Origin of the sequence: Sorangium sp. So ce381, assembly GCF_051473845.1 — a bacterium.
Lineage (GTDB): Bacteria > Myxococcota_A > Polyangia > Polyangiales > Polyangiaceae > Sorangium > Sorangium atrum.
Genome location: NZ_CP150336.1, coordinates 9788498 through 9802550 on the forward strand (window position 1 = coordinate 9788498; position 14053 = coordinate 9802550).

The 14053-nt window shown below is 72.7% G+C and carries 15 protein-coding genes; 9 read left to right on the forward strand and 6 right to left on the reverse strand.

Features of this window, described 5'->3' with window-relative positions; all coding sequences use genetic code 11:
* Positions 1–147: 147 nt before the first annotated feature.
* Together WMF29_RS36755 and WMF29_RS36760 are read right to left on the reverse strand one after the other, a co-directional pair.
* On the reverse strand, positions 148–483 hold the full coding sequence (locus WMF29_RS36755; protein WP_437324772.1) for a hypothetical protein: 336 nt from the start codon (positions 481–483) through the stop codon (positions 148–150).
* Positions 480–749, reverse strand: a complete 270-nt coding sequence (locus WMF29_RS36760) for a hypothetical protein (protein ID WP_272104389.1) — start codon at positions 747–749, stop codon at positions 480–482. The genes WMF29_RS36755 and WMF29_RS36760 overlap by 4 nt, the downstream gene beginning before the upstream one ends.
* Before the next feature lie 593 nt (positions 750–1342).
* Between WMF29_RS36760 and WMF29_RS36765 the strand changes: the two genes are divergently transcribed.
* The 3 genes from WMF29_RS36765 to WMF29_RS36775 all read left to right on the forward strand — a co-directional run bounded on the left by WMF29_RS36765 (position 1343) and on the right by WMF29_RS36775 (position 4567).
* Positions 1343–2041, forward strand: a complete 699-nt coding sequence (locus tag WMF29_RS36765; RefSeq protein WP_272104388.1) for a tetratricopeptide repeat protein — start codon at positions 1343–1345, stop codon at positions 2039–2041.
* 64 nt (positions 2042–2105) lie between these two features.
* Positions 2106–3521 (forward strand): protein-disulfide reductase DsbD family protein, encoded by a 1416-nt coding sequence (locus tag WMF29_RS36770; RefSeq protein ID WP_437324773.1) that lies wholly within the window; start codon positions 2106–2108, stop codon positions 3519–3521.
* Between the two features lie 110 nt (positions 3522–3631).
* Complete coding sequence (locus WMF29_RS36775; RefSeq protein ID WP_437324774.1) at positions 3632–4567, forward strand: hypothetical protein; 936 nt, start codon at positions 3632–3634, stop codon at positions 4565–4567.
* A gap of 36 nt (positions 4568–4603) precedes the next feature.
* Here the strand turns inward: WMF29_RS36775 and WMF29_RS36780 are convergent, their stop codons facing one another.
* From WMF29_RS36780 to ribF, 3 genes are read right to left on the reverse strand one after another with little or no spacing between them, the layout of a single operon-like run.
* Entirely contained in the window at positions 4604–5581 is a 978-nt protein-coding gene (locus WMF29_RS36780; RefSeq protein ID WP_437324775.1) for a hypothetical protein, read from the reverse strand.
* A 58-nt stretch (positions 5582–5639) separates the two neighbouring features.
* The gene (locus WMF29_RS36785) at positions 5640–7634 is read right to left on the reverse strand and encodes a tetratricopeptide repeat protein (RefSeq protein WP_437324776.1); all 1995 of its coding nucleotides are present in this window, start codon (positions 7632–7634) and stop codon (positions 5640–5642) included.
* Positions 7635–7683: 49 nt separating this feature from the next.
* Positions 7684–8685, reverse strand: a complete 1002-nt coding sequence (gene ribF / locus WMF29_RS36790; RefSeq protein ID WP_272104380.1) for a riboflavin biosynthesis protein RibF — start codon at positions 8683–8685, stop codon at positions 7684–7686.
* Positions 8686–8870: 185 nt separating this feature from the next.
* On the opposite strand from ribF, the gene WMF29_RS36795 reads away from it, so the two are divergent.
* From WMF29_RS36795 to rplI, 6 genes are all read left to right on the forward strand, one after another.
* Positions 8871–9815: a ribose-phosphate pyrophosphokinase gene (locus WMF29_RS36795; RefSeq protein WP_272104378.1), complete on the forward strand. Its 945-nt coding sequence runs from the start codon at positions 8871–8873 to the stop codon at positions 9813–9815.
* A 201-nt stretch (positions 9816–10016) separates the two neighbouring features.
* Positions 10017–10709 carry a 50S ribosomal protein L25/general stress protein Ctc gene (locus WMF29_RS36800; protein ID WP_437324777.1) on the forward strand — a complete coding sequence of 231 codons (693 nt, stop codon included), beginning with the start codon at positions 10017–10019 and terminating at the stop codon, positions 10707–10709.
* A 124-nt stretch (positions 10710–10833) separates the two neighbouring features.
* Positions 10834–11505, forward strand: a complete 672-nt coding sequence (pth, locus tag WMF29_RS36805; protein ID WP_437324778.1) for an aminoacyl-tRNA hydrolase — start codon at positions 10834–10836, stop codon at positions 11503–11505.
* Positions 11506–11613: 108 nt separating this feature from the next.
* On the forward strand, positions 11614–12153 hold the full coding sequence (gene rpsF / locus WMF29_RS36810; RefSeq protein ID WP_437324779.1) for a 30S ribosomal protein S6: 540 nt from the start codon (positions 11614–11616) through the stop codon (positions 12151–12153).
* A 3-nt stretch (positions 12154–12156) separates the two neighbouring features.
* Positions 12157–12477 (forward strand): 30S ribosomal protein S18, encoded by a 321-nt coding sequence (gene rpsR / locus WMF29_RS36815; protein ID WP_272104372.1) that lies wholly within the window; start codon positions 12157–12159, stop codon positions 12475–12477.
* Positions 12478–12487: 10 nt separating this feature from the next.
* Complete coding sequence (rplI, locus tag WMF29_RS36820) at positions 12488–12940, forward strand: 50S ribosomal protein L9 (protein WP_437324780.1); 453 nt, start codon at positions 12488–12490, stop codon at positions 12938–12940.
* Between the two features lie 127 nt (positions 12941–13067).
* On the opposite strand, the gene WMF29_RS36825 is transcribed toward rplI, so the two are convergent.
* Positions 13068–14036, reverse strand: a complete 969-nt coding sequence (locus tag WMF29_RS36825) for a PfkB family carbohydrate kinase (protein ID WP_437324781.1) — start codon at positions 14034–14036, stop codon at positions 13068–13070.
* Positions 14037–14053 lie beyond the last annotated feature (17 nt).

Sequence of the window (14053 nt, forward strand, 5' to 3'; positions counted from 1 at the left end):
ACGGCCGAGACTATCACAGCGCGGCGCGCCCGGAACGATTCGCAGCGCGCCGGCGTCCCTTCACGTTCCTCCGCCGCTCCGCCGCCGCTCCTCCGCGGTGGGGGAGCATGTCGGGGCTGGTCCTCCGCGGGCCGCACGCTGGTCGCGTCAGGGCAGACAGCGCTCCAGGTCGTCCGCAGTTCCCGCCTGGAGGGCGCACGCCACCTCCGCCTGCGTGAGGTCGGCCTCGCAGCGGACGAAGCCGCGCTCGCCGGCGGCCTCGCGCGCCACTGCGGTCCTCTCGGCCACCTGGGACGCAGCGGGCTCGGGGTTGGCCGCTCGCAGGACGAGCTCGACGTACCGATCGAGGAGCGCGGCGCACGCCTCGGCGGACGGGCGCGGAGCGGCGCGGCGGAGCGCGGCGCGCCCCACGAGGATACCGAACACCAGCAGGACGATCGCCAGGGTTGCCAGGACATCGGCGCGGGTCGCGGGGCGCGTCACTCCAGGCACTTATCGACCTGCTCCGGGGTCGTTGCCTGCCGGACGCACACCATCGCAGCGTCCGTGATGCGGCGCCCGACGCACCTGTCGATGAGCTCCTTGCCGCGGGCGTCCCGCACCGCCGCCGTGCGCTCCTCGACGATCTTCGGATCGACGACGTTCTGCGCCCGGAGCTCGATCTCGGCGCTCCTCCGGAAGATGGCCTCGCACTCGTCGCGGCTCGCCGGGTGCCCGCACCCGGCCAGAAGCAGAAGGCCGGCGAGCAAGGCCAAGCATGGCGCGGGCCAGGAGGGGATGGGGGCCCGACCCAGGTTGAGGACCCGACCCAGGTTGAGGACCCGACCCAGGTTGAGGACCCGACCCAGGTTGAGGACCCGACCCAGGTTGCCGGAGACCGTGGAGACGGAATACCGCCTCCTTTGAAGGGAAGTTGAGCCAGGACGGCGACGCATGGCCGCGACGATGGCGCCACGCTCGATGGGGCGCAACAAGGTCCAGCCGAAGCCGACGGCCCACGGTGGCGCACGACCAACCCCAGCCGGCAACCCGCCGTCGTCCACGACCAGCCGCCCGCCCGCCACCTGGCCCGAGTCAAGATGGAAACGTCGCGTATTGCTGGAACGCGTGTGCAGGTCTGTTAGGATTGCTTTCTGTGCGCAAGGCGAGCGAGCACGGTGACAGCGTGGGCGGCGCTCGATCCGTCCGTACAGGCTCCGGGGGTACGCGACGACGCACGAAAGCGACGGCGCAGTCCGTTGCGGGCAGCGGGAATGACGCTGGCCCCAATGTTCCACGAGAGAAACGGCCCAGCAATGCGCCGCGACGGCGCGCGCCCGCGGCGGCGCTGACCGCGGAGGAGATGTTGCGGCGCGCGCTGGGCGCGGCGACCCCGCGGTCGCGCGCGCTCTGGGCGCGGCGGGGCCTGTCGCTCCGGGGGCCGCTCGACCGGACGACGCAGGCCATGCTGCTGCGGCAGCTCTACCTCGCGTATTTCGAGACACGCCGCTTCGAGCGGGCAGCCGAGGTGGCGGAGCAGATCCTGGCGCTCGGCGTGCTGAGCGACGTCGCCCACCAGGACGCGGCGCGCGCGAAGCAGGCCCTCGGGGACATCGAGGGGGCCGTCGGGCACCTCCGGCTGGCGGCGCGCACGGGGCCGGCGAGCCGGAGGGCGTTCCACTGGTGGACGCTGGGCAGCGTGTATCACCTGGCGCGCCGGTACGACGAGGCGATCGGCGCGCTCACGCGCGCGGCGCGCTGGGGCACGCGGGACAAGCCGCTCTACCAGGGCCACCTCGCCGTCGTGCAGTGCGAGAGCGGCAAGGCGGTGGAGGGGCTCGGCGCGCTGATCGATCGGCTCTCGGAGGTGCCGGCAGGCCAGGGTTACGGCCGGTTCGTGCTCGGGCAGATGGCCTACTTCGACCATCGCTGGGACGAGGCCAAGAAATACCTGGAAGCCTTCGTCCAGCGGAGCACCTCGGGGAGGGCCGCGGTCGCGATCGCGCTCGGCGCGGAGATCGAGGCGGCGCGCCGGACGCTCGCGTCCCTCGCGGAGCGCTGATGCCGGCCTGAACGGACGGCGGCGCGCCGCACGACCCCGATCGCTTTGCTATAGAACCTTCGTGATGACCGCTTCGACTCGTTTCAAGGCAAGCGTCGGCGCCGCGCCGGCGGGTGTCCGACGTGGCGCGCGCGGCGCCCTCGGACCCGCGCTCCCGGCGCTGGTCGCGCTCGCCACGCTCGCGTCCCCGGCGCTCGCGCTGGCCGATGATCAGCGCGACCTGTTCACCCGCGGTCTGGAGGCCGGCCCGCTCTTCGCCGCGCTCGCCGCGCTCGGGGGCGGGCTGCTCACGTGCCTGACCCCCTGCGTGTACCCGATGATCGCCATCACGGTGAGCATCTTCGGGGCGCGGGAGGCGAAGTCCCGGCGCGAGGCGATGCTGCTCTCGACGAGCTTCGTGCTCGGGATCGTCGTGCTCTTCACGACGATGCTCGTGGTCGCGGCGCTCACGGGCAGCCTGTTCGGCGGCGTGCTCTCGAACAGGTGGGTCATCGTCGGCATCGCGGCGGTGTTCATCGCGCTCTCGCTCTCCATGTTCGGCGCGTTCGAGATGACGCTGCCGGACACCCTGATGCAGCGGCTCTCGCAGGTCGGGGGCATCGGCTACGGCGGCGCCTTCCTGCTCGGTCTGGTGAGCGGCCTCGTCGCCGCGCCGTGCACCGGGCCCGTCCTCACCGGCATCATCCTCTGGATCGGGAAGACCCAGAACGTCGGCCTCGGCGCGCTGGTCGGCGCCACCTTCTCCCTCGGGCTCGGCCTGCCGTTCTGGCTCGTCGGCGCGTTCGCGTTCGCGCTGCCGAAGGGCGGCAAGTGGATGCTGGGGGTGAAGTCGTTCTTCGGGATCGTGATGATGGTCGTCGCGCTCTATTTCCTGAAGACGACCTTCCCGGCGCTGTCGTCGCTCGCGCAGCCCACGCCGCAGTTCATGGCCGTCATGGCGGGCCTCGTCGCGGTCGGCCTCGCGCTCGGCGCGGTGCACCTCTCCTGGGACGACGGCGGCGCCGGCGTGAAGGCCCGCAAGGGGGTCGGGATCGCGCTCACGGTGGCCAGCAGCTTCCTGCTCATCGCGAGCCTGGATCTGCCGAAGCTCGCCTCGCCCGTCCCGTCGGCGGTGGCCGGCGAGGCCGCGTCGCCGCAGCTCACGTGGCTGCACGAGGAGCCGGTGGCCGTCTCGAAGGCGAAGGCGGAAGGACGCCCGCTGCTCGTGGACTTCACCGCGGAGTGGTGCGGCGCCTGCAAGCAGCTCGCGAAGGAGACCTTCTCGGATCCTCGTGTCATGGCCAAGGCGGCGCACTTCGTCGCGGTGAAGGTCGACGCGACGGACGACGAGGATCCGCAGATCGACGCGGTGAAGGGCAAGTACAAGGTCGTCGGCCTGCCCACGGTGGTGCTGTACGACTCCACCGGCGCCGAGCGGAAGCGCTTCAACGACTTCGTCGGCCCGGACGTGTTCCTGGCCGCGATCGAAGGCATCCAGTAGCGCGCTGCGCCCGGCAGCAGCGCGCCGCACACGCCGTCGGCATGGCCCAGGAGGACCGAACGCCGCGAGGATGGAGCGACGGGCGCCGCGCCCCTCGCGGCCAGGCCGCCATGAACATCCGCACCTTCCTGCTCGCCGCCCTCGCGCTCTGCGCCCTGCTCGTCGCAGGCTGCGGCGCTGCGGGGCCCACCACCGGGACCGTGGTGTTCGGGGTGACGAGCGAGCTCCGCGCAGGCGCCGACATCGACCTGCTGCGCGTCGTCCTGCGGGCCGACGGAGACGTCGTCCACGAGGACGCGCTGGCGCAGAAGAACGGGCAGCTGTTCTTCCCGCGGGAGTTCTTCTTCAGCGATCTCGAGGACGGCACGGCCGTGGAGATCTCCCTGGAGGCGTTCGGACCGGAGGACGCCGAGAGGCCGCTGCTCACCCGCACCGCGTCGACCCGGGTGATCGGCGGCCGCACGCTGCTGCTCCGGGTGCGCCTCGAGCGGGAGTGCGTCGTCGCGCCCGGGGCGGCCACGTGCCCGGCGCCGCAGACCTGCGTGGCCGGCGGCTGCAGCGCCCCCGACGTGGATCCCCGGCAGCTCGAGCCCTACACCACCTCGTGGAACGCGGACGCGGAGCCGGACCTCTGCAAGCCAGCCGCAGGGGGGGAGCCGGTCGTCCTCGTCGGGGAGGGGCAGGCCGACTACTTCCCGCTCGATGACCTCGACGAGGTCCAGGTGGAGGCTGGACCTCAAGGCGGCTACCACATCTTCGTCGCCATCCGGCTCAAGAACCTCCGCCGGTCCGGCTCGCTCACCGTGGTGAACGGCCTCGTGCCCGAGCTCGGCTATGCGATCGAGCCGCTCGAGGTCATCTTCACCCTGGATCCCGACGAAGGCGGCTTCTGCAAGCTCGCCGGGCTGCGGTTCCGGCTGGATGGCGAGCGGAAGATCGAGGAGCTGCTCGGGAAGGTCGTGGAGGTCGAGGTGACGGTGACCGATCCCGACGGAGACGCCGGCACCGGCAGGCGCGCGGTGACGCTCTCGCAGACCATCCTGTAGCGCGCGGGCGCCCTGCGCGGGCGGAGGCACGCGGGCTCACTCGCGGGCGGCGCGCCATCGCGTCATCCAGCCGCCGGTGAGCAGGTCGAGGGTCGCCTCCGCTTCGAGCGCCGCGAGCGTCGCGGTGCGGTGCTCCTCGGGGCTCTGGCCCGGATCGGCCGCGAGCGCGACGGCGCGCTGCCACGCGAAGAGCAGCTCGAGCACGCGCGCCGTGAGCTTCGTCTGCAGCTCGGCGCGCTCGCGGCGGAGGCGCTCCAGGGCGATCTCCTCGTCGGCGAAGACGATCCGGTCGAGCCGCCACGTCGCGCGCGCCTCGAGCCACAGGCTCGTGCCGCCGGACGCCGTCCTTCGCGTCGGATCGTACTCCGTGGGGGCCAGGCTCTCGGCTTCATCGACGAGCCGCGAGACGCGGAGCCGGAGCTCCGGGAAGAGCGACGACGCCCGCGCGCGCGACGCGATCGCGTCGATGCGCGCCTCGGGATCGAGGAGGCGGGATCGCCGCAGCGCCGCCTCGACGATCGCGCGGGCCATCGCAGGCGTGACCCGGACCGGCAGCGGGAGCGGCGGCTCGGCCTCGGCTGGCTGCGCGGGCGGAGGTGGCCCCGGGAGCTCGCTCTCCGGCGCCGCGCGTGGCGGGCTCGGGGTCACGGGGGCAGGCTTCAGCCGAGGCGCCGCGGGTTCGGCGACGGCGGACGGTGGAGGCGGCGCGCCAGAGCGGGAGGATAGCCGCTCGAGGGGGATGCTCGCGAGCAGCATGCCGGTGAGGGAGCGCTGGCCGCCTTCGCGCCGAGCGATCCCGAGCTCCACCGCGAGCCAGAGCGGCTGCGCGCTGCCCTGGGGCGCAGCCCAGAGCTCGTGGGGCGCGGTGTCGAGGCGGTCCACGCGCGGGTCGAGCGCCGTGGGCTCGTCGTCGAGGGGGAGCTCCGCGCGTGCGCGCGGCGTGAGCAGAGCGCAGGCGAGCGCGCCGAGGAGGAGGAGAGCGGAGCTTGCGATGGATCGGTGGTTCGGGTGCACGCGAAGAGGGTCGACCGCCGCGCGTCGCGAGTTGCGTTCGACGGGTCGACCGGCTCGCTCAGCGGCCCCGGGATGGCGGGCGCGCCGGGGTGGTGAAGCTCCGCCAGAGCTCCGCTCCACCGCCCGGGGATCGGCCCCGATCGGCGCCAAGGCGCGGCCCGCCGCCCGGGGAGAAGCCCCGCTCCGCGCTTGCGCGCCGGAGCGCCTCGCTGGCGTGAGGTCCGGCGCTCCCGCCGCTTCCTCGGAGCAGCTCGCTCGAACCGCCGCGGGTCGCCGCGACCGCCTGCGCGATCGCCTCGGGCGTCGGCGCCGTTCCCGAGGCGAAGCGCGCCGGCGCCTGGTCGGGCGACGGGAGCGTCGGCTCCGCGACGAGCGTCGCGCTGCGCCCAGGCGCGACCGCCTCGAGGTCGCGAGGCGCGGCCGCTCGGACAGCCTCGGCGGCCACGTCGCTGGTCGCGGCCGGCGCAGCGGGCTCCACGTCGCTGCTCGTGGCGACCGCCGCCGCGGCCGCCTCGACCTCCGCGTCATCGCTGGCGACCTGCGCGCTCGACGCCCGCAGCGCCGTGGTCACCGAGCCTCCGCTCGCGTCGATCGCGGCGACAGGCTCGCCGTGCTGTCCGCTGGCACCTGGAATCGACAGGGATGCCGTCCCCGCGGCGATCGCGTCAAGCACCGGGGATACCGCATCGCCGACGTCGCCCTCGATGTCCCGCTCCGCGACGTTCATCGACGCACCGGGGCTGCCCGGCGGGATCTCACCTGTCAGTTCCGACGCAGAGGCCGGACGCTCCTCCGAGGTCTCACCCGTCAGCGCCGGCACAGAGGCCGGACGCTCCTCCGAGGTCTCACCCGTCAGCGCCGGCACAGAGGCCGGAGGCTCCTCCGAGGACGGCCTCGGCGAAGCCGGCAACGCGCGTGGCACAGCGACCTCGAGGCCGACCGCGAAAGGCTCGAACACCTCGCCGGCGAGCCAGCCCGTGCACATACGGAGGTTCGCGCCGGACGGGATGTCGCGCACGAACATGTCGCCGAAGAGCGCGTCGATGGCGAGATCCCGCTGCTCGACCACGGGCCGCTCCCAGCTCGGCATCACCGCGACGACGCGGATGGCGAGCTGCCCTTCCGGGCGACGCGCCCGCGCTCGCGCGAGCGTCCTGGGTCGCACTTCCCAGTAGAGGTAGATTGTCTCGTGATCGACCGCGATACCGACGATCTCGTCGACGTCATACCGCGCCGGGAGCTCCGCGCGCTCGTCGCGCAAGGCCGCCGCAAGACCCAGCGCCACCCCTGGGGCGACGGGCGACGCCGGCGCTTCGACACCTGCAGGCGAGGGATCTCGCGGTAGCTGCACCGGAACGTCGCCAGGCGCTCCGGCAGCGGGCCCGGGCTGCCCCTGGTGCTCGCTCGCGATCGCGGCCCCGCGAGGCTCGGTCGCGCCATCGTCCCGCGCGAGCGGAGCAGGGGAAGCCTCCACGGCGGCGCTGTCCGCATCCTCCGCGGCTGCATCCGCATCCTCCGCGGCTGCATCCGCATCCTCCGCGTCCGCATCCTCATCCTCCGCGTCCGCATCCTCCGCGTCCACGCCCGGCGCTTCCGCGCCTGCCCCCTGCCCGCGCGGCGCGCGCTCGATGAGCCTCTCCCGGAGCCGCCGCGCATCCTCGTCCTCCGGCGCTCGCGCGAGGATCTCGTCGAGCACCGCGATGGCGCGGTCCGTGTGCCCCTGGGACGCATAGATCTCGGCGAGCGTCGTGGTGGAACGCGGCGGCGGCGGCGGGGGGGGCGGCGGCCACTGCTCCGGCGGCGCCTCGCCGCGCAGCGCGCGCGCGGTCTCCGGCATGTGCAAGCCCCGCTCGACCACGCGCGAGAGCAGATCGCGCGCCCGCCCGAGGAAGCCGCGGAGGCGGGCCCGCTCCGGCTCGCTCTGCGCGGTGCGCGCCACGATCTCGTCGATGAGCTCGACCTTCGTGAGCAGGCGCGGCCGCGCCACCCCGAGCCCCTCGGCGCGCGCTACCAGCTCCTCCCGCGTCAGCCCGTCGAGCTCCCGGCGCTCCATCGCCGCCGACGCTACCACATCCGACGCTCGCTCACCCTCGCCGGACCGCTCAGCGAAACGCCCCCTCCGCCGCCGGATCCGCGCTGATCGACGCGAGCCGCGCCCGCGCCGCCTCGGCGTCGCGCGCGATCTGCGCCTTGAGCTCCGGCAGCCCGGAGAACCGCCGCTCCTCGCGCAGCCGGGCGATCAGGTGCACGCGCAGCGCCGCGCCGTAGAGATCCTCGTCGACGTCGAAGAGGTGCACCTCGAGGTTCGGCCGCGCCTGCCCCGACGCCTCGACCGTCGGCCGGACGCCGAGGTTGGCCACGCCGCGCGCGAGCGCGATCGCGCGGCCCGACGAGGTCACCCGATCGACGAGCGTCGCGTACACGCCGAACGGCGGGAGCGCCTCGTCGATCTCGTCGATGTTGCAGGTGGGGAAGCCGATCGTCCGGCCCCGCCTTGCCCCCTGCGCGACGACGCCCGACAGCATGTGCGGGCGCGACAGCATCCGCTCGGCCGACTCGAGATCCCCGCGCGCGAGGGCCGCTCGGACGCGGGTGCTCGACCAGGCCCCCTCGGCGTCGCCGACGAGCGGGTGCGATCGCGTCTCGAAGCCGAGATCCTCGCCGAGGCGCCCGAGCGTCGTGAAGTCGCCGGCGCGCCCGCGGCCGAACCGGAAGTTCGCGCCGACAAGGACGACGCGCGCCGCGAGCCGATCGAGCAGCACGCGCCGCACGAACTCCTCCGGCGTCTGGGCCGCGAACGCGCGGTCGAACGTCACCGCGTCGACCCGGATCGTCGGCTGCACGCGCTGGATGAGCTCGATCTTGCGCGGCAGCGCCGTCAGCGTCGCCGGCGGCGTGCGGCCGAGGACGCTCGCGGGGTGCGGGGCGAACGTGAGCGCCACCGGCTCGAGCCCCCGCCGCTCCGCGTCCAGCGCCGCGTCGGCGAGCAGCGCCTGGTGCCCCAGATGAACGCCGTCGAAATTGCCGATGATCACCAGGCTGCCCCGCGGCCCGGCCGCGGCGCGCCCGCCCTGCCCGGAAGCGGCGGCAGCGAAATACTCCACGGCCGCTACCTAACCCGAAGCAGCGCCGAACGAAATGCGGGTGGACGCAGGCGAGAACGCAGGTGAGAGCTGCGGCGCCGGTCACGATACGCACGTACAGCCAAGCGATCGCTGTACAGAGTCGCTTGACGTGCCCATGTTCGACTGATAGAGCCGCGCTCCCCGAAACGGGCTGGAGGCGCGCCGTGTTCAAGAGAGTCAGTATCTTCTCCGGCAACGCCAATTTCCCGCTAACCCAGGAAATCTGTCAGGTCCTGGAGCAACCGATGGGGAAGTCGCGCGTGTCGCGCTTCTCGGACGGCGAGACGTTCTGCGTCATCCAGGAGAACGTCCGAGGCGTCGACACCTACGTCGTTCAGCCCACCTGCTCGCCGGTCAACGACAGCGTGATGGAGCTCCTGATCATGGTCGACGCGCTCCGCCGCGCCTCGGCCGGCTCCATCACGGCGGTCATCCCCTACTACGGCTACGCCAGGCAGGACCGGAAGGTCGCGCCGCGGACGCCGATCACCTCGAAGCTCGTCGCCGACCTCATCGTCGCCGCCGGGGTGAACCGGATCGTCGCGCTCGACCTGCACGCCGGGCAGATCCAGGGGTTCTTCAACATCCCGTTCGACCACCTGTTCGCGATGCCGGCGCTGCTGGAGCACCACCTCCGCGAGCACTACGGCAAGGACGTGGTCATCGTCTCCCCGGACGCGGGCGGCGTGGAGCGGGCCCGCGCTTACTCGAAGCGCCTCCAGGGCACGCTCGCGATCATCGACAAGCGCCGCGAGCGGGCGAACGAGAGCGAGGTCATGAACATCATCGGCGAGGTGGCCGGCAAGCACTGCCTCATCCTCGACGACCTCATCGACACCGCCGGCACCCTGGTGAACGCCGCCAACGCCCTGATGAAGCAGGGCGCCAGGAGCGTCGCCGCCTGCGCCACGCACCCGGTCCTGTCCGGCCCGGCGGTCGAGCGCATCAAGGACTCGCCCCTCACCGAGGTCGTGGTGACGAACTCGATCCCGCTCTCGGACGAGGCGAGGGCCTCCGGTAAATTCAAGGTCGTCTCGGTGGCGCGGCTGCTCGCCGAGGCGATCCGCCGCATCCATCACTCGGACTCGGTGAGCTCGCTCTTCGTCTGACCGGCCGCGCGCGTTCGGCGGCGGGACGCACCGGCGACGCAGGTCGCCCGCGCCCCCTCGCCAGAACCCTCAAAAGACACAAAACGCGCCCTCCGGCGACGAAGGCTCGACTTTCTCTTCTCCGTTCTGCTATAGCGCCGCACCCTACGCCGGGGTGGACCGCGCACCGCGGACACCCGGATCACTTCTGGAGCCGTCGTCATGGACATCATCAAGCTCAACGCCACGAGGCGCGAGGATAGCGGCAAGAGCGCGTCGAGCCGCCTGCGCCGCGCCGGACAGATTCCCGCCATCGCCTACGGGCGCGAGCTCGCGCCGCAGTCGGTCGCCATCTCGCCGAAGGCGCTCCTTCAGGTGCTCGGCTCCGACCACGGCAAGAACTCCGTCGTCGAGCTGGCCATCGAGAACGGCCAGACGCTCACCGTCATGGTGCGCGACTACGACTACCACCCCATCTCGCGGGAGCTCGTCCACGCCGACTTCATCCAGGTGAAGCTCGACCAGCCCGTCGACGTGCAGATCCCCTTCCGCTGCGTTGGCAAGCCGAAGGGCGTGGTCACCGGCGGCGTGCTCCAGCAGATCTTCCGCACGATCCCCGTGCGCTGCCTGCCGGAGAAGATCCCGTCGTTCGTCGAGATCGACGTGACCGAGCTCGACCTGGGCGACTCGTACAAGGCCAGCGGGCTGAAGCTGCCGGAGGGCGTGAAGACGCTCCTCGCGGACGACCAGACGATCGCCGTCGTCAACGCGCCCGAGAAGGCTGGCCCCGAGGAAGAGGCGAAGCCCGCCGCCGGCGCGCCGGCCGCTGGCGCGGCCGCTGCGCCCGCCGCTGGCGCGGCTGCCCCCGCGAAGGGCGCGGCCCCCGCGGCCGGCGACAAGAAGGACAAGAAGTAATCCGGGAGCGGGCCGCCTCGCGCCTCCGCACCGCGAGGCGCGCGCGGCCCGCCCTGCCTCGCTCCCCGCCTGCCTCACCTGCCTCACCTGCCCGATTCCAGGGACTCAGCAGAACCAGCTCGTCATGCTGCTCGTGGTCGGCCTGGGGAACCCCGGCAAGGAATACGCTGCTCACCGGCACAACGTCGGCTTCATGGCCATCGACGCGCTGGCCGACGAGGTCCGGGCGGATCCGTTCCGCGAGAAGTTCTCGGGCGTCCACGCGCGGGCGGAGATCGCCGGACAGCAGGCGATCCTGCTCAAGCCGATGACCTACATGAACGAGTCGGGGCGCAGCGTGCAGCCGGCGATGGCCTTCTTCAAGGTCGCGCCCTCCGAGCTGATCGTGCTCCACGACGAGCTCGACCTGCCGTTCGGCACGGTTCGCCTCAAGGTCGGCGGCGGGCACGCGGGGCACAACGGGCTGCGCTCGATCATCTCCCACGGCGGGACGGGCGACTTCGGGCGCGTCCGCCTCGGGGTAGGACGGCCGCCGCCGGGTTTCCGGGGCGAGGTCGCGGATTACGTCCTGTCGGGGTTCGACGCCGTCGAGCGCGCGAGCCTGCCCGACTGCTTGAAACAAGCTGTCCAAAGTGTGCTAGAAGTCGCCGCCCGCGGCTTCGACGCCGCGATGAACGTCCGAAACACCCGGCCCAAGCCGGGCAAGAGGCAGAAGGGCGAGGGGGATGGGTCGACGGATCCAGCCCCCGCCGCGAAGGAAGGGAAGGGTCCCCTCCCCCCGACGCAGAAGCCCTGATCCTCTACGGAACAGCCTGCCGAGCTCGCCGGTGCGTCGCTCGACAGGCTGTTCCTTTCCTCGCTCCGGGGCGCCGCCCCGGGGCCATTGGCCGAGAGGGAAGACTGAATGAGCCGACAGGTAACGGCGCCCGGGCGCGCCAGAGAGTACGAAACGATCTACATCCTGCGACCCGACATCGACGCCGACGGCGCCGAGCGGATCGGGTCGCGCCTCGCCGAGGTCGTCGGACGCGAGTCGGGCCGGCTGACCAAGGTCGAGACGTGGGGACGCCGCCGCCTCGCGTACGACATCGCCAAGCACCGCCGCGGCGTTTACGTGTACCTGAAGTACCTCGGCGGCGGGAAGGTCGTCTCCGAGGTCGAGCGCAACCTGCGCCTCTCCGACGGCGTGCTGAAGTACCAGACGGTGCTCGTGCGCAACGACGTCGAGGTCGAGGGCGTCACGATCGCCGACGAGGACGTGAAGTTCGAGCGCCTCGAGCTCGCGCCGCTCGAGGACGACCGCGACGATTCGCGCGAGCGCCAGCTCGGCCTGATCGAGCCGGAGCGCCGCATCGACCGGAGCTCCGAGCAGGCCCCGGCGGGCGAGCTCGACGATGCCGAAGAGGCTGAGGCGGAAGGCGCCGCCGACGAGGAGGAGAGCTGAGCTATGAACGGCCGCAACAGTGACATGGGCCGCAACGGCGGCGCTGACTACGACGATCGCGACTTCGGGCGCACGCCCGACCTGAACGCCGACGCCCCGGGGCGCCGCCGCACGGGCCGGAAGCGCGTCTGCCGCTACTGCGCGGACAAGGCGCTGGTCATCGATTACAAGGACCCGCAAGCGCTCAAGTACTTCATCTCGGAGCGCGGCAAGGTCGTCCCGCGCCGCATCAGCGGCAACTGCGCGCGCCACCAGCGCAAGGTGACCCTCTCGATCAAGCGCGCGCGCAACATCGCGCTCTTGCCGTTCACCGTCACGGCGTAGGAGGTCGATCATGGCAACCCACATCCATGTGGTCCTCACGGAGGACCTCCACAACGTCGGCAAGAGCGGCGAGCTCGTGAAGGTTCGCCCCGGCTTCGCGCGCAACTACCTCATCCCGCGCGGCCTCGCGGTGGGCGCCACCGCCGAGAACGTGTCCCGCATCGAGCACGAGAAGCGGGTCGCCGAGTCGCGCGCCGCCAAGACGCGCTCCGAGGCGGAGCAGCTCGCGGCCAAGCTCAACCAGGTCAAGCTCACGATCAGCCGCCCGGTCGGCGAGGGCGACAAGCTGTACGGCTCGGTCACGGCGCGCGACATCGAAGAGGCGCTCGCCGCGCAGGGCTTCAGCGTCGACCGCCGCCGCATCGAGACCGACGCGATCAAGTCGCTCGGTGCCCACCCCGTCGTGATCCGCCTCGCCCCGTCCATCACGGCGTCGGTCGAGGTCACGGTCTCCGCCAAGTAGCGCAGCGCCGGGGAGCGCGGCTCGACCCGCGCCCCCGCGCTTCCCCTCCAGCCGCGCTCCCTCTCCCGCTGCGCCGGCGCGCCCTCTTCAGCCGAGTTCCCTCTCCCGCTGCGCCGGCGCGCCCTCTTCAGCCGCGCTTCCGCCTGACCCACGCCCGCGCGACGTCGTGCCCCCGCGCCACCGCGCGCAGCATGAGCGCCGCGTCCCCCCACCGCGCTCGCCCCTCCCAGACGAGGCTCGCCAGCATCCCGGCGCAGAAGGCGTCGCCCGCGCCCGTCGGATCGTGCGGGCGCACCGGGCGCGGCGCCACGGCGCGCTCGCCCCCGGGGCCGAGCAGGAGCGTCTCCCGCGCGCCGTCGGTGACGACCAGCGTCGCCTCGGGGCGGAGATGCTCGCGGAGCCCGCGCGCCGTCGTCCCCAGCACGTCGAGGTCGCCGGCGCTGCACTTCACGAGGTCCGCCTGCCCGAACAGCCGGAAGCAGCCGCGCACGCCTGCGCCGGCGTCGGAAGCCGGCGCGGCGCCGGCCCCCGCGCCGGGGACGGACGCGGCGCGCTCGGCGCGCGGCCACATCCGCGGGCGCGCGTTGACGTCGACCGAGACGGCGCACCCTTCGCGGCGGGCGCTCGCGGCCGCCCGCGCGAGCGCGCCGCTCGCCCCGCGCACCGGCGCGATCCCGGTGAAGTGTACGACCCGGGTCTGCCATCGTTCGGGCATCGCTGCAGCGAGCGCCTGCGCCTCGCTCTCGCCCTGCCTGTATCCCGCGAAGCGCGCCTCGCCGCGCTCGATCGCCACGAGCATGAGGCCTGTGCGCGCCGCGCTCAGCGACAGCCGTCCCACGTCGATGCCGGCCGCCGCGACCTCGTCCCTCAGCCCGCGCCCCATCGCGTCATCGCCCAGCGCGGCGCACAGCCCCGACCGTATGCCGAGCCGGACGAGCGCCGTCGCGGTGTTCACCGCCCCCCCTCCCGGCACACGGCGCAGCAATTTCGCTTGCTCGAGCGGAATGCCTTCGGGCGCATAGAGATCCCACAGCGCTTCACCGACGCAGACCACCTCGGCGGGCTCAATCCTTGTATGGCGTGTTTTGTGATCCACAATGGCGGCTCCCCGCG